The 18,225-nt window shown below is 74.2% G+C and carries 20 protein-coding genes; 10 read left to right on the top strand and 10 right to left on the bottom strand.

The features are described 5' to 3' along the window. Positions 1-1,041 (bottom strand): AAA family ATPase (locus tag AB5970_RS10640; RefSeq protein WP_370503909.1); only part of this gene is annotated, 1,041 nt, incomplete at its 3' end. 109 nt (positions 1,042-1,150) lie between these two features. Between AB5970_RS10640 and AB5970_RS10635 the strand changes: the two genes are divergently transcribed. After that, the gene (locus tag AB5970_RS10635) at positions 1,151-2,230 is read left to right on the top strand and encodes a class I SAM-dependent methyltransferase (protein WP_370503908.1); all 1,080 of its coding nucleotides are present in this window, start codon (positions 1,151-1,153) and stop codon (positions 2,228-2,230) included. A 32-nt stretch (positions 2,231-2,262) separates the two neighbouring features. Beyond that, the gene (locus tag AB5970_RS10630; protein WP_370503907.1) at positions 2,263-4,398 is read left to right on the top strand and encodes an alpha/beta fold hydrolase; all 2,136 of its coding nucleotides are present in this window, start codon (positions 2,263-2,265) and stop codon (positions 4,396-4,398) included. Here AB5970_RS10630 and AB5970_RS10625 read toward each other — a convergent pair. After that, positions 4,395-4,703, bottom strand: a complete 309-nt coding sequence (locus AB5970_RS10625) for a DUF1905 domain-containing protein (RefSeq protein ID WP_370503906.1) — start codon at positions 4,701-4,703, stop codon at positions 4,395-4,397. The genes AB5970_RS10630 and AB5970_RS10625 overlap by 4 nt on opposite strands. A 48-nt stretch (positions 4,704-4,751) precedes the next feature. On the opposite strand from AB5970_RS10625, the gene AB5970_RS10620 reads away from it, so the two are divergent. Further along, positions 4,752-5,264: a mycothiol transferase gene (locus AB5970_RS10620; RefSeq protein WP_370503905.1), complete on the top strand. Its 513-nt coding sequence runs from the start codon at positions 4,752-4,754 to the stop codon at positions 5,262-5,264. Here the strand turns inward: AB5970_RS10620 and AB5970_RS10615 are convergent. From AB5970_RS10615 to AB5970_RS10605, 3 genes are read right to left on the bottom strand one after another with little or no spacing between them, the layout of a single operon-like run. After that, positions 5,261-6,169 (bottom strand): ABC transporter permease, encoded by a 909-nt coding sequence (locus AB5970_RS10615; protein ID WP_370503904.1) that lies wholly within the window; start codon positions 6,167-6,169, stop codon positions 5,261-5,263. The two genes, AB5970_RS10620 and AB5970_RS10615, sit on opposite strands and share 4 nt — an antisense overlap. Then, positions 6,159-6,920 (bottom strand): ABC transporter ATP-binding protein, encoded by a 762-nt coding sequence (locus tag AB5970_RS10610; protein WP_370503913.1) that lies wholly within the window; start codon positions 6,918-6,920, stop codon positions 6,159-6,161. The genes AB5970_RS10615 and AB5970_RS10610 overlap by 11 nt, the downstream gene beginning before the upstream one ends. 26 nt (positions 6,921-6,946) lie before the next feature. Then, positions 6,947-8,053, bottom strand: coding sequence for an ABC transporter substrate-binding protein (locus tag AB5970_RS10605; RefSeq protein WP_370503903.1), 1,107 nt, complete (start codon positions 8,051-8,053; stop codon positions 6,947-6,949). Positions 8,054-8,449: 396 nt separating this feature from the next. Between AB5970_RS10605 and rlmC the strand changes: the two genes are divergently transcribed. Next, the gene (gene rlmC / locus AB5970_RS10600; RefSeq protein WP_370503902.1) at positions 8,450-9,574 is read left to right on the top strand and encodes a 23S rRNA (uracil(747)-C(5))-methyltransferase RlmC; all 1,125 of its coding nucleotides are present in this window, start codon (positions 8,450-8,452) and stop codon (positions 9,572-9,574) included. Here rlmC and AB5970_RS10595 read toward each other — a convergent pair. Genes AB5970_RS10595 through AB5970_RS10585 form a run of 3 tightly spaced genes read right to left on the bottom strand, consistent with a single transcriptional unit; the run spans position 9,571 to position 11,920 of the window. After that, on the bottom strand, positions 9,571-10,137 hold the full coding sequence (locus AB5970_RS10595) for an isochorismatase family protein (RefSeq protein ID WP_370503901.1): 567 nt from the start codon (positions 10,135-10,137) through the stop codon (positions 9,571-9,573). The genes rlmC and AB5970_RS10595 overlap by 4 nt on opposite strands. Continuing rightward, positions 10,134-11,495, bottom strand: a complete 1,362-nt coding sequence (locus tag AB5970_RS10590) for an MFS transporter (protein WP_370503900.1) — start codon at positions 11,493-11,495, stop codon at positions 10,134-10,136. Before AB5970_RS10590 ends, AB5970_RS10595 begins: the two co-directional genes overlap by 4 nt. Next, complete coding sequence (locus AB5970_RS10585) at positions 11,492-11,920, bottom strand: MarR family winged helix-turn-helix transcriptional regulator (RefSeq protein WP_370503899.1); 429 nt, start codon at positions 11,918-11,920, stop codon at positions 11,492-11,494. Before AB5970_RS10585 ends, AB5970_RS10590 begins: the two co-directional genes overlap by 4 nt. A gap of 106 nt (positions 11,921-12,026) precedes the next feature. Here AB5970_RS10585 and AB5970_RS10580 point away from each other — a divergent pair, with 106 nt between their 5' ends. Next, positions 12,027-13,157 (top strand): flavin-containing monooxygenase, encoded by a 1,131-nt coding sequence (locus tag AB5970_RS10580; RefSeq protein ID WP_370503898.1) that lies wholly within the window; start codon positions 12,027-12,029, stop codon positions 13,155-13,157. A 10-nt stretch (positions 13,158-13,167) separates the two neighbouring features. On the opposite strand, the gene AB5970_RS10575 is transcribed toward AB5970_RS10580, so the two are convergent. Continuing rightward, positions 13,168-13,779 (bottom strand): dihydrofolate reductase family protein, encoded by a 612-nt coding sequence (locus AB5970_RS10575; RefSeq protein WP_370503897.1) that lies wholly within the window; start codon positions 13,777-13,779, stop codon positions 13,168-13,170. Between the two features lie 71 nt (positions 13,780-13,850). On the opposite strand from AB5970_RS10575, the gene AB5970_RS10570 reads away from it, so the two are divergent. The 3 genes from AB5970_RS10570 to AB5970_RS10560 all read left to right on the top strand — a co-directional run bounded on the left by AB5970_RS10570 (position 13,851) and on the right by AB5970_RS10560 (position 16,111). Next, positions 13,851-15,251 (top strand): PLP-dependent aminotransferase family protein, encoded by a 1,401-nt coding sequence (locus AB5970_RS10570; RefSeq protein WP_370503896.1) that lies wholly within the window; start codon positions 13,851-13,853, stop codon positions 15,249-15,251. Between the two features lie 64 nt (positions 15,252-15,315). After that, positions 15,316-15,666: an ArsR/SmtB family transcription factor gene (locus tag AB5970_RS10565; protein WP_370503895.1), complete on the top strand. Its 351-nt coding sequence runs from the start codon at positions 15,316-15,318 to the stop codon at positions 15,664-15,666. Further along, positions 15,659-16,111 carry an SRPBCC family protein gene (locus AB5970_RS10560; protein WP_370503894.1) on the top strand — a complete coding sequence of 151 codons (453 nt, stop codon included), beginning with the start codon at positions 15,659-15,661 and terminating at the stop codon, positions 16,109-16,111. The genes AB5970_RS10565 and AB5970_RS10560 overlap by 8 nt, the downstream gene beginning before the upstream one ends. A gap of 45 nt (positions 16,112-16,156) precedes the next feature. Here AB5970_RS10560 and AB5970_RS10555 read toward each other — a convergent pair whose 3' ends face one another. After that, positions 16,157-16,723: a DUF998 domain-containing protein gene (locus AB5970_RS10555; RefSeq protein ID WP_370503893.1), complete on the bottom strand. Its 567-nt coding sequence runs from the start codon at positions 16,721-16,723 to the stop codon at positions 16,157-16,159. Positions 16,724-16,766: 43 nt separating this feature from the next. Between AB5970_RS10555 and AB5970_RS10550 the strand changes: the two genes are divergently transcribed. Both AB5970_RS10550 and AB5970_RS10545 read left to right on the top strand, forming a co-directional pair. After that, on the top strand, positions 16,767-17,543 hold the full coding sequence (locus tag AB5970_RS10550) for a glycoside hydrolase family 16 protein (protein ID WP_370503892.1): 777 nt from the start codon (positions 16,767-16,769) through the stop codon (positions 17,541-17,543). A 165-nt stretch (positions 17,544-17,708) separates the two neighbouring features. Continuing rightward, on the top strand, positions 17,709-18,221 hold the full coding sequence (locus AB5970_RS10545; protein WP_370503891.1) for a hypothetical protein: 513 nt from the start codon (positions 17,709-17,711) through the stop codon (positions 18,219-18,221). Positions 18,222-18,225: the final 4 nt, after the last annotated feature.

The raw sequence follows: 18,225 nt of genomic DNA, 5'->3' as shown, positions 1-18,225 counted from the left end.
GTGCCAGGCCCGGCGGTCGACGTCGTCGGCGGGGACGGCCTGCGCGAGCGCCGCGTGGATCGCTCGGCGGGTCGCGGGGGAGGCCTCGGCGTAGACGCCGGAGCGGACCAGGTCGTGCCGGAACGTCACGCGCGCGGGACCGACCGTGAGCAGCTGCGCCTCGGCCGCCTCGTCGAGGTCGGCCACGGTCACGCCCAGAAGCGTGCACGCCCCCGTGATCGCCGCGAGGTCGCCCGCGCCGGCCGCCGCGACCAGCAGGGCGGTCCTGGCCGCCGGGGACAGCTGGTCGGCGCGGCGGGCGAACGTCCTGGCCAGCGACGCGGGGACCGGCACGGGGGCACCCGGCGGGAGGGCGTCGAACCCGTCGTCGGTGAGCTCGAGCAGCGCGAGCGGGTTGCCTCCGGCGGAGGCCACCAGCCGGGAGCGGGCGTCGTCGGACAGCCGGTGGCCCAGCGCACCGGCCAGCTCCGACGCGTCGGCCTCCGCGAGGCCCGCGAGCGGCAGCTGCGGCAGCCCGGCCGAGCCGACGACCGACGGCGCCTCGTCCCGCACGGCGAGCAGGACGACCACCGGGTCGGCGGTGAGGCGCCGGGCGGCGAAGCACAGCGCCTGCGCGGACGGCGGGTCCAGCAGGTGGGCGTCGTCCACGAGCACCGCCACCGGGCCGTCCTCGGCGACCCGGCTCAACAGGCTCAGCACGGCCGCTCCCACGGCGAACCGCTCGCCGCCCGAGCCGGGGACGAGTGCGAGCGCCGAGCCCAACGCCTCGGCCTGCGGGGCCGGGATCGCGTCCAGCTGCCCGAGCACGGGCCGCAGCAGCTGGAGCAGGCCGCCGAACGGCACCTCCTGCTCGGCGGCGATGCCGGCGGCCCGCAGCACGCGCATGCCCGCGGCGGTCACGGCGTCGGCCGCGTCCTCGAGCAGCGCGCTCTTGCCGATCCCGGCCTCGCCGGTGAGCACCAGGGTGCCGCTCTCACCCACGCGGGCCGAGGCCACCAGCCTCCTGATGACCTGGCGCTCCTGCTCGCGGCCGACAAGCACCCACCGAGTCTAGGGAGCACACCAGGGGGGTCCCCTGATGCGACGTCCGCGGTGCCGCCGCCAGTGTCGTGACCGACAGATCCGACACCTCCCGAGGAGACGCACCACCATGACCGAGACCCTTCCCCAGCGGACCATCGACCCCGACAAGCTCATGTCGTTCGTGTTCCGCGCCGTCGACGAGGTCGGCGCCACCCTGAACACGGCGCTGGTCGTGATGGGCGACAAGCTGGGCTACTACACGACGATGGCCGACGGCCGCCCGATCACGCCGGCCGAGCTGGCCGAGCAGACCGGGACCAGCGAGCACTACGCGCGCGAGTGGCTCAACAACCAGGCCGCCGGCGGCTACGTGGAGTACGACCCCGAGGCCCGCCGCTACACGCTGCCCGCCGAGCACGCCGTGGCGCTGGCCGACCCCACGAGCCCCGCGTACCTGTCCGGCTTCTTCCAGATCGCGCTGGGCACCGTGCACGACGCCCCCGCCGTCTTTGAGGTGGCGCGCGACGGCGACGGCATCGGCTGGCACGAGCACCACACCGACGTGCACCACGGCTGCGAGCGCTTCTTCCGCACGATGTACAACGGCCACCTGCTCACCGAGTGGATCCCGGCGCTCGAGGGCGTCCAGGCCAAGCTCGAGGCCGGCGCGCGCGTGGCCGACGTCGGCTGCGGGCACGGCGCCTCGACGATCCTGCTGGCGAAGGCGTTCCCGAGGTCGACCTTCGTCGGCTCGGACTACCACGCCGAGTCCATCGCGATCGCGCGCGAGCGTGCCGCCGCGGCCGGCGTCGCGGACCGGGTCACGTTCGAGGTCGCGTCGGCCACCGAGTTCTCCGGCACCGGCTACGACCTGGTCGCGGTCTTCGACGCCCTGCACGACATGGGCGACCCGGTGGGCGCGGCCCGGCACGTGCGCGACGCGATCGCCGAGGACGGCACCTGGATGGTGGTCGAGCCGATGGCGGGCGACCGCGTCGAGGACAACCTGACCACCGTCGGCCGCGCGTTCTACGGCTTCTCGACTCTGCTGTGCACGCCAGCGTCGCTGAGCCAGGACGTCGGGCTCGCGCTCGGCACCCAGGCGGGCCCGGCCAAGATCCGCGACGTCGCCACCGCCGCCGGGTTCACCGCCTTCCGCACGGCGGCGAGCACGCCGTTCAACAACGTGTTCGAGGTCAGGCCGTGACGCAGAGCGTCCCGCAGGCGGACACTGCTCGGGTGACCCAGCACCCGAGCAGGTCCGCCGATCCCGACCTCGTCGGGGTCACCGTGCGGGACGGGGTCGAGCTGGCCTACGAGGTGTTCAGCCAGCAGCGCACGCCCACCGTGGTCCTGGTGCCCACCTGGTCGATCGTGCCCTCGCGGTTCTGGAAGGCGCAGATCGGCTTCCTGGCCCGGCACTACCGGGTGATCACGTTCGACGGCCGCGGTAGCGGTCGCTCGGGCCGGCCGGAGGGTGCGGCGGCCTACACGGACGAGCAGTACGCGGGCGACATCGTCGCGGTGCTGGACGCCACCGCCACCGACGCGGCCGTGCTGGTCACCGAGTCGTGCGGGGCGTCGTGGGCGGTGCACGTGGCTGCCAAGCACCCCGCGCGCGTGACCGGGCTCCTGGCGATCGCGCCGTCGTGCGGCCTCGACGTCGACACTCCCGGTCGGGACGACGTGCCCTGGGACGAGCCGCTGGACGACACCCACGGCTGGGCCAAGTACAACAAGCACTACTGGCTGGGCGGGGGGTACGACGACTTCACGGAGTTCTTCTTCCGCAAGATGTTCTCCGAGCCGCACTCGACCAAGCAGATCGAGGACGCGATCGGCTGGGCGCACGAGATCAGCCCGCAGACGCTGGCCGACACGACCGCCGGCCGGCTCGGCTGCGACGGTGCCGTGTGCGCGCCGATCGCCCCGCTGGCCCGGCAGGTCACGTGCCCGGTCGTCGTGGTGCACGGCACGGACGACCGCATCCGGCCGCAGACGTTCGGCGAGAAGCTGGCCGAGGTGACCGGCGGCGACCTCGTCCTGCTGGAGCACGCCGGGCACAGCCCGTCCGCGCGCGACCCGGTGAAGGTCAACCACCTGATCGCGCAGTTCGTCGACCGGCTGCACCCGACGCCCCCGCGGCGGACGTGGACGCGCGCCGCGAGCCGACCGCCGCGCGCGCTGTACCTCTCGTCGCCCATCGGCCTCGGGCACGCGCAGCGGGACGTCGCCATCGCGGCCGAGCTGCGCGCGCGGCGCCCCGAGCTGCAGATCGACTGGCTCGCGCAGCACCCCGTCACCCGGGTGCTCGCGCAGCACGGCGAGCGGGTGCACCCCGCGTCCGCGTGGCTGCGCAACGAGTCCGGCCACGTCGAGCACGAGGCGGGCGAGCACGACCTGCACGCGTTCCAGGCCCTGCGCCGGATGGACGAGATCCTCGTGCACAACTTCATGGTGTTCGACGAGGTCGTGGCCGACGGCGACTACGACCTGGTGATCGGCGACGAGGCGTGGGACGTCGACTACTTCCTGCACGAGAACCCCGAGCTCAAGCGGTTCTCGTTCGCGTGGATGACCGACTTCGTCGGCTGGCTGCCGATGGCCGACGGCGGCGCCCGGGAGGCGGCCCTGACCGCCGACTACAACGCCGAGATGATCGAGCAGCGCGCCCGGTTCGCACGCGTCCGGGACCGGTCGGTGTTCGTCGGCGACCCGGACGACGTGGTCGAGGACGACTTCGGCCCCGGCCTGCCCAGTATCCGCGCGTGGACCGAGGCCAACTTCGACTTCGCCGGCTACGTCACCGGCTTCGACCCGGCGCAGCTCGAGGGCACCGAGCGGCTGCGCGCCGAGCTGGGCGTCGGGCCGGGGGAGAAGCTGTGCCTGGTCACCGTCGGGGGCTCGGGCGTCGGCTCCTCGCTCCTGCGTCGGGTCATGGACGTCGTCCCGCTCGTGCGGGAGGCGGCGCCCGAGCTCCGGTTCGCCTTCGTCACCGGCCCGCGGATCGACCCCGCGTCCCTGCCGGCCTACGAGGGGTCCGCCGTGCTCGGCTACGTGCCCGACCTCTTCCGGCACCTCGCGGCCTGCGACGTCGCTGTGGTGCAGGGCGGGCTGACCACCACCATGGAGCTCACGGCGCTGAACAAGCCGTTCGTGTACGTGCCCCTGCGGCACCACTTCGAGCAGAACCTGCACGTGCGCAAGCGGCTCGACCGCTACGAGGCCGGGCGGCACCTGGCGTACGAGGACGCCATGGACCCGGACGCGCTGGCGGAGGTGATCCTCAAGGAGGCCGGCCGCGACGTCCGGTACCGACCGGTCGCCACGGACGGGGCCGCGCGGGCGGCGGCGATGCTGGCGGAGCTGGTCTAGAAGTCGACGAGCGTGAGGCGCACCTGGACCGTGTCGCCGACGTCCAGCGACTCGGCCCGCCGCACCGCCTTCTTCACCGGCAGCACGTAGGTGTCGGTCGACGGGAAGATCGACGTCCGCCAGACGGTCCGGCCGACCGTGACCTCCACGCGCACCGACCCGAAGCCGCGCGCGCGGTCGCCGACGAGGTCCAGCACCTCGTCGGCGACCGGCGTCGGCAGGCTCACGAACGTCCACGCGTCGGTGCGCCGGGCGTCCCACAACCACAGGGGAGCGGCGAACGCGTACGCGGGCATGGCGGCCATCCTGCCTCGCCGCGCCGACACGCGGAGCCGGACGTAGCGTCGTCGACCATGGACGTCGTCGAGCTGCTGGTGGAGTCGTACGGACGGGTCGAGGGGGTGCTCGAGCGGGCCGTGCGCGGGCTGGGGGTCGACGAGCTCGCGTTCCGGCCGGACCCGCGGGCCAACTCGATCGCGTGGCTCGCCTGGCACGCCGGCCGCGGGCAGGACGCGCAGGTGGCCGACGTCGCCGGCGTCGCGCAGGTATGGACAGCGCAGGGGTGGGCCGACAGGTTCGGGCTGCCGTTCGACGTCTCCGTCACGGGGTACGGGCAGAGCGCCGACGAGGTCGGTCGCGTCCGGGTGACGGGCGACCTGCTGCTCGGCTACTACCGGGCGGTCGCCGCGCAGACCGAGGCGTACCTGCGGGACCTGACGCCCGACGACCTCGACGCGGTGGTCGACGAGCGCTGGGACCCGCCCGTGACGCTGGGCGTGCGCCTGGTCAGCGTCGTCGGCGACAGCCTGCAGCACGCGGGGCAGGCGTCGTACGTGCGCGGGCTGCTGGAGCGCGCGGGCTCCTAGCCGCGACCGCCCTTGGCGGAGACCGCGCCGGTCAGGCCCCGCGAGTGCAGGACGTGCCGCTCGAGCGGCGCGAACAGCAGCAGCTCGATGAGGATGCCCACCAGGAAGATGAGGCTGATCGACGCGATGACCAGGGACATGTCGCTGGTCTGCCGGCCGATGTCGAGCAGCTGCCCGAGCCCGGTGCCCAGCTGCGGCGAGTAGGTGATGAGCTCGGCGGCCATGAGCGACCGCCACGCGAACGCCCACCCCTGCTTGAGCCCGCCGAGGAACCCGGGCAGGGCCGCGGGCAGCAGCACGTAGCGGATCCGGGTCCAGCCGCGGGCGCCGAGCACCTGGCCCACGCGCAGGTACAGCGGCGGCACCTGGTCGGTGCCGGCGAGCAGGCCGTTGACGATCGACGGCACCGCGCCGAGCAGGATCACCGCGTACATCGTGGCGTTGCTCAGCTGGAACCAGATGATGGCGGCCGGCACCCAGGCGACCGACGGCAGCGACTGCAGGCCCGTGATGATCGGGCCGAACGCGCGCCGGAGCAGGGGAGAGGCCGCCAGCACGACGCCGATGGCCACGCCGACCACGACCGACATGAGGAACCCGACGGCGGCCCGCTGGATGCTCAGGCTCACCGCGCGCCACGCGGAGCCGTCCTGGATCGCGTGCAGGAGCGTCTGCCAGGTGTCGGCCGGGCTGGGCAGCGCGTACGGCGGCTTGAGCTCGAGGACGTAGGCCACCTGCCAGGCGATCACCAGCGCGGTGAGCGCGGCGAGGACCGGCCAGACGGCCCGCCACGCCTCGCTGCCCGGCGACCGGCGGGGTGCCGCGATCGGCGTCTCGAGGGCGTCGAGCCCCGCGGCGAGGTCGCGCTCGCTGATGCGGACGGCGGCGCTGGTCTCAGTGGCCATGGCGGGCGATCTCCTCACGCAGGTGCTCGGTGATCTCGGCGCTCAGGCGCGACACCCCCGGGTCCTCGATGCGCCGCGGCTGCGGCAGGTCCACGGTCCACTCGCGCACCACGCGCCCGGGCCGCGACGAGAGCAGGACCACCCGCTGCCCGAGCCGGACGGCCTCGCGCACGTTGTGGGTCACGAAGATCACCGCCCGCCCGGTCTCGGCCCAGATCCGCATGAGCTCCTCGTGCAGGACGTCCCGCGTGATCGCGTCGAGCGCGGCGAACGGCTCGTCCATGAGCAGCAGGTCGCCCTCCTGCGCCAGCGCCCTGGCGAGCGCCACGCGCTGGCGCATGCCGCCGGACAGCTCGTGCACGCGCTTGGGCGCCGCGCCCTCGAGCCGGACCAGCGCGAGCAGCCGCTCGGCCTCCTCGCGACGCTCGGTGCGCCCGACGCCGCGCAGCCGCAGGGCCAGCTCGATGTTGGCGCCGGCCGTGAGCCACGGGTACAGCGCGGGCTCCTGGAACATGAGGGCCGGGCGGCCGCCGGTGACCTCGACCGTGCCCGAGACCGGCCGGTCCAGGCCCGCCACCAGCGAGAGCAGCGTCGACTTCCCGCAGCCGGACGCGCCGAGCAGGCTGACGAACTCGCCGCGGCGGACCGTCAGGTCGATGTGCTCGAGCACGGGGGGGCGGGAGGCCTCGCCGAAGTGCTGGGTGACGTCCGTCAGGCGCGCCGCGACGGCGGCCCCGGGGTCGGCGGTCACCGGGGTCGCCGTCGCGGTCGTCGTCGTCACTTGTCGGTCCCCCCCAGCCCGGCGTCGTCCACCGGGTCCTTGCCCTGCTCGGCGAGGACCTCGTTCAGCAGGGTGAGGTCGTAGATGCCGTGCAGGTCGGTCTCCTTGGAGACGCCCGCCGCGACACCGTGGTCGGCGGACGTCTGCAGGCTCGACGCGATGGGGTCGAGCGTGATGCGCAGGTTGCCCCAGGCGCGGTCGAGCACGCCCTGCGACAGAGGCTTGCCGCTGAGCTTCTCGATCGCCGAGTTGGCCAGCGTCTTGGCGTCGTCCGGGTTCGCCGCGATCCAGTCGATCGTCTGGGACTCCGCCTCGATGAGCTTCTTGACCGTGCCGGGGTACTTCGACAGGTAGTCGGTCGAGACGATGAGGTGCGTCGTCACGAAGTCGCCCTGGGGCCACAGGTCCTTCTCGTCGACCAGCACGTGCGCGCCGGCGTCGACCACCAGGCGGGACGCCCACGGCTCGGGCAGCCAGGCCCCGTCCAGCTGGCCCGCCTTGAACAGGTCGAGCGTCTGTGAGTTCTCCTGCGGCGCGATCGTCACGTCGCTCTCGCCGCCGGTCAGGGACGTCTTGAGCCCCTGGTCGTCCAGCCACGCGCGCAGGGCCACGTCCTGCGTGTTGCCCAGCTGGGGGGTGGCCAGCGTCGTGCCCTTGAGGTCCTCGGCCGACTCGATCCCGTCGCGGACCACCAGCTGCGCGCCGCCCGAGGTGGCGCCGCTGACGATCCGGATCGCGTCGCCGTTCGACTGCGCGAACGCGTTGATCGCGGGGTTGGGGCCGACGAACGTCGCGTCGATCGCGCCGCCGAACAGCGCCTCGACCGCGGCCGGGCCGGCGTTGAAGATCTGGGTGGACAGCTTCGTGTCGCCGAGGACCTTCTGGTAGGTCCCGTCGTCGACGCCGACGAGCGCGGCGGCGTGCGTGAGGTTGGCGAAGTAGCCGAGCCGCAGCTCGGGGGCCTCGGCCAGGGGGCCGTCGGTGGAGGGCGCGGCGGAGGTGTCGCCGCTGTCCGCGGCGGCGCCCGACGAGCAGGCCGCGAGGGTGGCGGTGAGCAGGGCGGTCAGTGCGAGGGCGACGCGGCGCGTGGTCCGGGCAGTCATGTCAGGTCCTTGGGGTGTCGAGGGCGAGCGGTCGGTGGGCGTCGGGGCTCAGCGACATCGGTCGGACACGCGGGCAAGGGCAAGGGTGGACGCCATGAGGCGCGACCTCCGTGGGGGACGGGGGTGGCGGTGCGGTCGAGCCTCCGTCGGACGTGGCGGGGCGTCGAGCGCTCTGCCGGGGGACGGGCGGAGCTCGGGTCAGGCGGTCCGCGGACAGCAGGGGCGCGCGGCAGCCGTGACGACGGGACAACACGTCGTGACGGGGCGGCCGGCGGTGCGCATGGGACGAGGATGACGGGTGCCGACGGATCCGGACACCCTCGTCTCGTATGTTGATCAGGTTACTCAGGATTTGGACGTCTGTCCGGCGCCCGCCCGCGACGTACAGTCGCGCTCATGCAGTGCCCCTACTTCGACGCGTACCGCTGCCGGTCGTGCACCTGGATGGGACGCCCCCACGGCGAGCAGGTCGCCGACAAGGAGCGGCACTGCCGGGACGTGCTGGGCGAGCGCGACGACCTCACGTGGCTGCCGCCGGTCAGCGGGCGCGAGTCGGGGTACCGGAACAAGGCGAAGATGGTCGTCGGCGGCACGGTCGACCAGCCGACGCTCGGGATCCTCGACGCCGAGGGCCGCGGCGTCGACCTGGAGGGCTGCGGCCTGTACCCGGACGACCTCGGCGCGACCTTCCCGGTGCTCGCCGCGTTCGTCACCCGCGCGAATCTCACGCCGTACGACGTGCCGTCGCGGTCCGGCGAATTGAAGAACCTGCTGGTCACCCTGTCGCCGGACGGCGAGCTCATGCTGCGGTTCGTGCTGCGCTCGCAGGAGCCTGTCGCGCGGATCCGCAAGCACCTGCCCTGGCTGCTCGACGCGCTGCCGTCCCTGCGCGTGGCGTCGGTGAACCTGCTGCCCGACCACAAGGCCGTGCTCGAGGGCGAGCGGGAGATCCTGCTGACCGCCGACGAGACCCTGCGGATGCGGCTCAACGGCATCGACCTGCACCTTCGGCCGCAGAGCTTCTTCCAGACGAACACCCAGATCGCCGCAGCCCTGTACCGGCAGGCGACGGCGTGGGTCGAGGAGCTCGCGCCGGCCTCGGTCTGGGACCTGTACTGCGGGGTCGGCGGGTTCGCCCTGCACTGCGCGCACCCCGACCGCGACGTCACGGGCATCGAGACCAGCGCGGAGGCGATCGCCAGCGCGACGCTGAGCGCCGCCGACGCCGGCCTGACCCGCGTGCGGTTCGCGGCCGGCGACGCGACGGCGTTCGCGCTCGGCGCGGCCGCGCCGCCCGAGCTGGTGATCGTCAACCCACCGCGGCGGGGGATCGGCGAGGAGCTCAGCCGGTGGCTGGAGTCCTCCGGCGTGCGGCGCGTCGTCTACTCCAGCTGCAACGCCGCCTCGCTCGCGCGGGACCTCGCGGCGATGCCGTCGCTGCGTCCGCGCCGGGCCCAGGTGCTCGACATGTTCCCGCAGACCACGCACTACGAGGTGCTGACCCTGCTCGAGAGGGTCTAGCGCGTCGCGTCCAGCAGCGCGACGACCTCCTCGGTGGTCCCGGTCTCGCCGATCCGCGGGAAGATCCGCGCGACGCTGTTCTCGTGCGCCTCGAGGCTCATGTCCGTCATGGCGTCGACCGCGAGCGTGACGTTCAGCCCGTGCTCGTGGGCCGCGCGCGCCGTGGACTCGACGCCGGCGCTCGTCGCGATCCCGACCACGACCACCTGCGTGACCCCGAGGCCCGCCAGCAGCTCGCCCAGCCCCGTGCCGTGGAAGGCGCCCCACGTGCGCTTGGCCACGAGGTGGTCGCCGGGCTGCGGGGTCAGCTCCGTCACCAGGTCGGCGTACCCGTCCGGGACCGGGCCGCCGCCCAGGCGCCGCGGGGCCTCGGTCCGGCCGGGCGCGCCGCCCAGCGCCTGGACCAGCACCACGGGCAGGCCGTGCCGGCGGAACGCCGCGGCCAGCTCGGCGGAGCGGCGGACCACCCCGTCGACCGGGTGCGCCGACGGGAGCGCGACGACCGCGTTCTGCAGGTCGATGACGAGGAGCGCGGTGACGGGGTCGAGCGTCGTGAGGGTCACGGGGTGTGCCTTTCGGTGGTGAGCGAGCGGTCGAGCAGGGAGACGACGAGCAGCGCGACGCCGCAGGCCAGCATGAGGGCGGCGAGGTGGTGGAGGCCGCCGGTATGCGCGCCGGTGGCGTAGGCCGCGGCGACGACGGCCGCGGCGACGATCGCGCCGAGATAGGTGAACGTGCGCAGCAGCCCTGCGGCCGACCCCATGCGCTCGGTCTCGGCCTGCCGGTAGAGGGCGTTCTGGTTGGCCAGACCGTTCAGGCCCTGCCCGACGCCGACCAGCGCCGCGAGCCCCACGAGCACCCCGGTGGCCGTCGCGGCGTCCGCCAGGAGCAGGAGCGCGCAGGCCGCCACCATCGACGCGCTGCCGACCACGAGCTTGCCGCGCAGCTCGCGGAACCGGCCCGACACCGCGGACGCGACGACCGCCGCGAGCGACATGGGGAGCAGCAGCAGACCGGCCGCCGCGGCGCTCAGCCCGCGACCGGCCTCGAGCCACTGCACGTACCCGTAGAGGAACGCGTAGAGCGCCGTCGAGCTGAGCAGCTGCCGCAGGAAGGTGACCAGCAGGGGCACGTTGCCGCCGAGCAGGCGCAGGTCGAGGAACGGCTCGTCCACCCGCAGCTCGCGCCGCGTGAGCGCGACCCCGGCGCCGACGGCGACCACCGGCAGGTACCAGTCGGCGGCCCGCGGGTGCATGAGGAAGAGCATCAGCGCTGTGAGCATCGCGGCGAACAGCCCGATGCCGGGCAGGTCGAGCCGCCTGATGGATCGGCCCGCCGCGGCCTCCGTGCGGGGCAGCCGCAGCCACCCGAGCACCAGGCACGCGAGCGAGAGCGGGATGTTGACCGTGAAGATCGTGCGCCAGCCGCCCAGCGCGATGAGCAGGCCGCCGAGGGTCGGGCCGACGATCGCGACGCTCTGGTTGGCCACCGACAACGCGGTGAGGATGCCGGCGGGGCTCTCGCGGCCGGTGCGCACCGACTCGCTGCGCAGCAGCGACATCGCGGCGGGGAAGGCGGCGCACGTGCCCAGGCCGAGCAGCACCCGGGAGCCCACGAGCACGCCGAGGTTCGGCGCGAGCGCGCCCCCCACACCGGCGACGCCCACCAGCGCCGTGCCGGTGAGGTACAGCCGGCGCGGGCCGAACAGGTCGACGAGCCGGCCGACGACCGGCTGTCCGACGGCGGTGGCCAGGTAGAGCGCGGAGACGAGCCAGACGGTCTGCGACGGGGGAGCGCCCAGCGCCAGCCCGATCGGGATGAGCGCGACCGCGATCATCGAGGAGTTGATCGGGTTGAGCACCGACCCCAGGATCAGCGGGGCGGTCAGCCGTCGGTCGAACCCGGTGGCGACGGTCGTCACGGGTGGGTCAGGCGGTCGAGCAGGACCAGGGCGTCGAGGATGGTCTGCCGTTCGGCGGACGAGTACCGGTCCTGCATGGCCTGGGCCAGCCACTCCTGCCGGGCCTGGCGGTCGCCGGCCAGGCGGGCACGGCCGTCGTCGCTGAGCGACACCACCTGCCGCCGACCGTCGGCCGGGTCGGCGTCGCGCCGGATCAGTCCACGCTCCTCCAGCGCCGCGAGCGTGGCGGCGACCGACTGCGGGCGCACGCCCTCGGCGGTCGCGAGCCCGCTCGCGGTCGCGGGCCCGTCCTTGTCCAGCCGGCTCAGCACCGACGCCTGCGACGGCGTGAGCACGCTGACCCCGGCGACCTCGCGCAGCCTCCGGCGGAGCCGGCCGAACACGACGCGCAGCTCCCGGGCAGCCTCGGCAGCGCTCTGGTCCATGTGCCCACCGTAGATTCATCAGTCCAGACTGTCCAGTTCAGACTGTCGATTCGCGCCACCCGGACGGCCCTTGGTTGGACGCGTGTCCAGGAGGTAGGAAGGTGTCATGCAGAGTGGCAGCCTCCCCGTCATCGTCGTCGGCGGGGGCCCCGCGGGCCTCGCGGTCGCCGCCTCGCTCGGCCGGCGCGGGGTGCCGGCCGTCGTGCTGGAGCGCTCGGACGCGGTCGGCGCGTCGTGGCGGCGGCACTACGAGCGCCTGCACCTGCACACCACGCGCCGCGGGTCGAGCCTGCCGGGCCTGGTGATCCCGCGGCGCTACGGACGCTGGGTCGCACGGGCAGACGTGGTGCGCTACCTCGAGAGCTACACGGCGCACCACCGGCTGCAGGTCCGCACCGGGGTCGAGGTTGCCCGGATCGACCGGGACGTCGACGGCACCTGGCGGGTGGGGACGACGGCCGGCGAGTCGCTCAGTGCACGGGCCGTCGTCGTGGCGACCGGCTACAACCACACGCCCGTCCCGCCCGCCTGGCCCGGGCGCGAGACGTTCACCGGCGAGCTCGTGCACGCCTCGGACTACCGCCACGCGGGCCCGTACCGGGGGCGGGACGTGCTCGTCGTCGGCGTCGGCAACACGGGAGCGGAGATCGCCGTCGACCTGACCGAGGGCGGTGCCGCCCGGGTGCGGCTCGCCGTCCGGACGCCGCCGCACATCGTCCGACGCTCGAACTTCGGCTGGCCGGCACAGGGGACCGGGATCCTCGTGCGGCACCTGCCCGTACCGGTGGTCGACCGGATCGCGCGCGGCGTCGCGCGCGTCGAGGTGCCCGACCTGTCGGAGTTCGGCCTGCCGCGGCCGACGACGGGGCTCTACTCACGGGTGCTGGTGGGGTCCGTGCCGGTGCAGGACGTCGGGCTCATCGCGGCCGTCCAGGCCCGGGCGGTCGAGCCTGTCGCGGCGGTCGAGTCCTTCGACGGCGCCGACGTCGTGCTCGCCGACGGCTCGCGGATCCAGCCCGAGGTCGTCATCGCCGCGACGGGCTACCGGCGCGGGCTCGAGCAGCTCGTCGGCCACCTCGGCGTCCTTGACGCGCACGGCATGCCGGTCGCGCGCGGCGCGCACACGACGCCGACCGCCCCCGGGCTGTACTTCGTGGGCTACAACCAGCCGATCAGCGGACTGCTGCGCGAGGCGCGCATCGACGCCGAACGCGTCGCGCGCGCCGTGTCGCGCTAGCCGGGGAAGGTCAGCGGAGGAACCGATAGCGCAGGTGGGTGGCCTGCGCGGTGGTGACGACCTCGGTCCGCTCCAGCTCCGTGAGCCCGGTGCCGACGTGGTCGAGCAGCCGCTCGCCGCGGTGCAGCAGCACCGGCACGAGGGTGAGCAGCAGCTCGTCGGCGAGGTCCGCCGCGATGACCTGCCGGCTGATCGCGGCGCCGCCCATGACGAGCACGTCCCGGTCGCCCGCCGCGGCGCGCGCCTGCGCGACGGCGCTCGCGACGCCGTCGGTGACGAACGTGAACGTCGCGCTCATCATGGCCCGCGGCTCGTGCGGGCGGTGCGTCACGACGAACGTCGGGACGGGGAAGGGCACGTCGCCCCACAGGTCGACGCCGATGTCGTAGGTGAGGCGCCCGACGACGACCGCGCCGGTGTCGGCGTACTGCCGGGCCGCCACGGCGGCGTCGTCTCCGACCGCGCCCGTGCCGCCGGCGGGCACGTCCCGGTCGCCGTCGTCGGGGAAGAGCCACCGGTGCAGGCGCTCGCCGCCGATCCCCAGCGGGTGCTCGTGTGACGTCTCGGGTCCCGCGCTGAAGCCGTCCAGCGAGACCGAGGCGCTGACCCGGACGATGCCCATGCTCTCCTCCTCGAGGTGTCTTCCGGCTCCCACGGTAGGGAGCCAGTGGCGCACCGGTAAGGTCCAGTTCCGTGCCCGTCGAGTGGTCCAGTTCTCCGCCGGAGCTGCTGATCCGGCTGGACCGCGACGCGCGCTCACCGCTGCGGGACCAGCTCGAGGGCGCGGTCCGCGACGCGATCCGCGACGGGCGGCTGGCCCCGGGGGAGCGGCTGCCGTCGTCGCGAGCCCTCGCCGCGCAGCTCGGGGTCGCGCGGGGAGTGGTGACCGAGTGCTACGCCCAGCTCCACGCCGAGGGGTACCTGCGATCGCAGAGAGGTGCGGCGACGTGGGTCGCCGACGCGGGGGCGGCCAGCGCCGAGGTCGTCGCGAGGCCGGCGCCCGCGGTCGGCCCGTGGCAGGTCGACCTGCGGCCGGGCATCCCGGACCTCGACTCGTTCCCCCGGGTGGAGTGGGCGCGCTGCCTGCGGCAGGTCCTGCGCGAGGCGCCGAACGCGGTGCTCGGCTACGCCGGTGCCGAGGGCGTGCCCGAGCTGCGGGAGGTGCTCGCTGCGTACCTGTCCCGCGTGCGCAGCGCCCGCGCCGCACCGGAGCACCTCGTGGTCACCGCCGGCTTCGCCCAGGGGCTCCAGCTGGTCCTGCAGGCGCTGGCCGCGCGCGGGCTGACGACGCTCGCCGTCGAGGACCCGGGCGACCGCGACTCCCACGCGCTCGCGGCGGACCTGGGGCTGCGCGTCCTGCCCGTGCCCGTGGACCGCGACGGGATCGACGTCGAGGCGCTGGCCTCGACCTCCGCGGGCGCGGTCCTGGTGACGCCCGCCCACCAGTCGCCCACCGGGGTGCTGCTGGGCGCGGAGCGTCGTCGGGAGCTGGCGCAGTGGGCGAGGTCGCGCGGGGCGACGATCCTCGAGGACGACTACGACGCCGAGTTCCGGTACGACGACCAGCCGGTCGGCGCCCTCCAGGGACTCGCGCCCGACCACGTGGTTCTGCTGGGCTCGGTGAGCAAGTCGCTGGCCCCCGCGGTCCGCCTCGGGTGGGCGCTCTGCCCGCCGGACCTGGCCCCGGACGTGGCGGGTCGCCGGGAGCGCGCCGACCGCGGCTCGCCGGTGCTCGATCAGCTCGCGCTGGCGCGGCTGGTCCGCGACGGGCGGTACGACCGGCACCTCCGGCGCATGCGCGCGCGGTACGCCGCGCGGCGCCGGGTGCTCGTCGACGCGCTGCACGACCACGTGCCGGGCGTCGAGGTGTCGGGGCTGGCGGCCGGCTTCCATCTCGTCGTGACCCTGCCGACGGCGCGCGGCGAGCAGGAGATCGTCGACGCCGCCGCGGCGCGGTCGGTCGGCCTGCACGCGATGGGGCGGTACCGGGCGGCCGACGGGGACGGAACGGCGCGGCTGGTGCTCGGGTTCGGGAACGTGCGGACGTCCGGCGTCCCGGACGCGGTCGCGCGGATCGCGGACCTGCTGCGCTGAGGGGTTGACGCGCCGCATCGGTCGGCTTACGTTGAAGCCGTCGCTTAATTAAGGAGTTGCTCACATGCCCGCTCGGGACGCTCTCAGCGTGGTGTTCGCCGCGCTCGCGGACCCGACCCGGCGGGCGATCCTCACGCAGCTCTCGCAGGGTCCGACGACCGCCGGTGAGCTAGCCGCGCCGTACGCCATGAGCCGGTCCGCGGTATCGCAGCACCTGCGGGTGCTCGAGGAGGCGGGGCTCATCGAGCGCACGGTCACGGCCCAGTGGCGAACCTGTGCGCTGCGCACCGAGCCGCTGGACGAGGTCGCCACCTGGGTCGACGGTCACCGCCGGCACTGGGAGGAGCGCTTCGACCTGCTGGACGAGCGACTGCGACGGAACCGACCGACCCGAGAAGAGGCAGACCATGACTGAGAAGAATCCGACCCTGGAGAAGGCCTTCACCATCACGCGCATCTTCGACGCGCCGCGCGCGGAGATCTGGCGCGCGTGGACCGACCCGGACGAGGCTGCGGCCTGGTGGCACCCGCGCGGGCTCGAGACGCCACGCGACTCGGTGCGGCTCGACGTCCGCCCCGGCGGCACCTACGCCTACACGATGGTCGCGCCCGACGGGTCCTCGTACCCGACTGCGGGGACGTACCGCGAGGTCGAGGAGCCGTCGCGACTCGTGTTCACCTGGGCGCAGCCGGGCGACCCCGACGAGCTCGCGCCCGTGATCACCGTGACGCTCGAGGATCTCGGTCAGCGGACGCGCATGGTGTTCCACATCGACGGCATCGGTGGGCAGGCCGGTGACGAGGATGTCTACGACGGATGGGACTCGGCGTTCGGCGTGCTGACGGACCGGCTCGCCTGACGCTCGCCGTCGCAGCGCTGAGGCGTCCGTCGTCGTGCGGACGCCTCAGCGCTGCTCGCGGCGCAGGGCGACGACGACCACCAGCGGCCAGAGGGCCTGCGCGCCGGCGACGGCCCGCTCGGTGAGCCCGGTCGCGTCGCCGCCGGCCTGCAGCTCGCCGACGAAGGCGGCGAGCAGCCCGACCAGCGCGACGGACGCGCCGACGCCGACGGCCGGCCGCAGGATCCCGGTCGCGCCGCGGCGCCGCGAGAACGCCGGCCACAGGGCGAGGGCGCCGAACCCGATCCCGGCGGCGATGCCGTGGGCCGTCGGGTAGGCGTCGACGGGGAGTGTCGCGACGGCCAGCGTGGCGGCCCCGCCGAGCGCGTGCAGCAGCCGGGCGGCGCGGGGGACGGGTCGCAGGCCGGTGGCCGTCACCAGGTGCGCGACGCCGGTGATCGCGAGGCCGGCGGTCATGATCCACGGGTCGGTCGCCGTCGAGGCGGCGAGCGCGCTGATCGTCTCCTGCACCGGGTCGAACGAGGGCTGCTGCGCGGCCGCGAGGGTCCAGCCGCCGATCATGGCGACGGGCGCGGCGATCGCGGACGCGAGCGCCCAGCGGGGGACGTCCATGGAGGGGCTGCCTTCGGCTCGGTGCTGTCGGAGACTGGGGTTCGTGACCGACCACCCCGGCGGACTGGTCGTCGAGGAGCACTTCGACGGCCCCGACCTCGATCCTGCCCTGTGGCTGCCGCACTACCTGCCGGCCTGGAGCTCCCGAGAGCTCACCCGGGCGTCGTACGAGCTGCGCGACTCCTGCCTGCACCTACGCATCCCGCCGACGCAGGGGCTCTGGTGCGCCGACGACCACCGGCCGCCGATGCGGGTCTCCGGCGTCCAGTCGGGGAGCTGGTCCGGGCCGGTCGGCGAGACCCGCGGGCAGCAGCCGTACCGGGACGGGCTCGTGGTCCGCGAGGCGCAGGAGACGTTCCGCGGCTGGACGCCATCGGGCGGCCGCATCGAGCTGCGGGCGCGCGCCGTGCTCTCGCCGCGGTCGATGGTCGCGTTCTGGCTGGTCGGGCTGGAGGACGAGCCGTCGCGGTGCGCGGAGATCTGCGTGATGGAGATCTTCGGCGACGCGGTCCGTCCCGGGTCCGCCGAGGTCGGCGTCGGCCTGCACGCGTTCCGGGATCCCGACGTCGTCGAGGACTGGGCCGCGGTGCGGCTGCCGATCGATCCGGCCCAGTTCCACACGTACACGGTCGACTGGACCGTGGATCGGGCCCAGCTGCTGGTCGACGGCGTCGTGGCGCGGACCTGCGCGCGACCCCCGACCTACCCCATGCAGCTCATGCTCGCCGTGTTCGACTTCCCCGAGCGATCGGTGGGTGACGACGCCGACGCCGTGCCCGAGCTCGTCGTCGACAGCCTGCGCGGGTACGCCTGCGGCTGAGCGCTGCCGCCGTTCGGATGGTTCCCGTGACTCGTCGCGCACAGGCACTCGAATCACGCCCGCGGGTAGTCCGTCGCACGGTATAACCGAGCCTCCACCTGCTCCGATGCGCTGTCTGCGCTCTGCCCTTTCCGCCTTCCCCGCCGACCGTGAGGACTCCGACGCGTGCTGATCTTCTGGGTGATCGCCGGCGTCGCCCTGGTGCTCCTGGTCCTGACCGTGACGGTCGGCGACTTCCTCGACCCGGCCCTCGACAGCCTCGACTTCACCGGCGGCTACCTCTCTTCGACCGTGGTGCTCTCGTTCCTGGCCACGTTCGGCCTGGTCGGCGGGCTGCTGCTGTCGACGACGGACGTCAGCGCGTTCGTCGCCGCGCTCGCGGGAGTCGTGGCCGGGGCGGTGGTCGGTGCGGGCGCGGGCGTGGCCACCCGCGCCCTGACGCACGGGCCGACGGCCCACCAGATCACCAGCAGCGACTACGTCGGCCAGGCGGCCACCGTGACCACGTCGATCCCGGCCGACGGCCTCGGCCAGATCTCGCTGGTGGTCGCGGGCCAGAGCACCGCGCTGGCGGCCCGCGCCGACGAGCCCGTGCCCACCGGGTCCGGCGTCACCGTCGTCGCCAACCTCGGGCCGGGCGTCGTCAAGGTCAGCTCGTCCCCGTCCCACACCCTCTAGGAGC

Origin of the sequence: Cellulomonas sp. ICMP 17802 (genome assembly GCF_041295535.1) — a bacterium.
Lineage (GTDB): Bacteria > Actinomycetota > Actinomycetes > Actinomycetales > Cellulomonadaceae > Cellulomonas.
The sequence above is the reverse complement of the archived record's forward strand: the minus strand, read 5'-3'. Positions and strand labels throughout refer to the sequence as shown.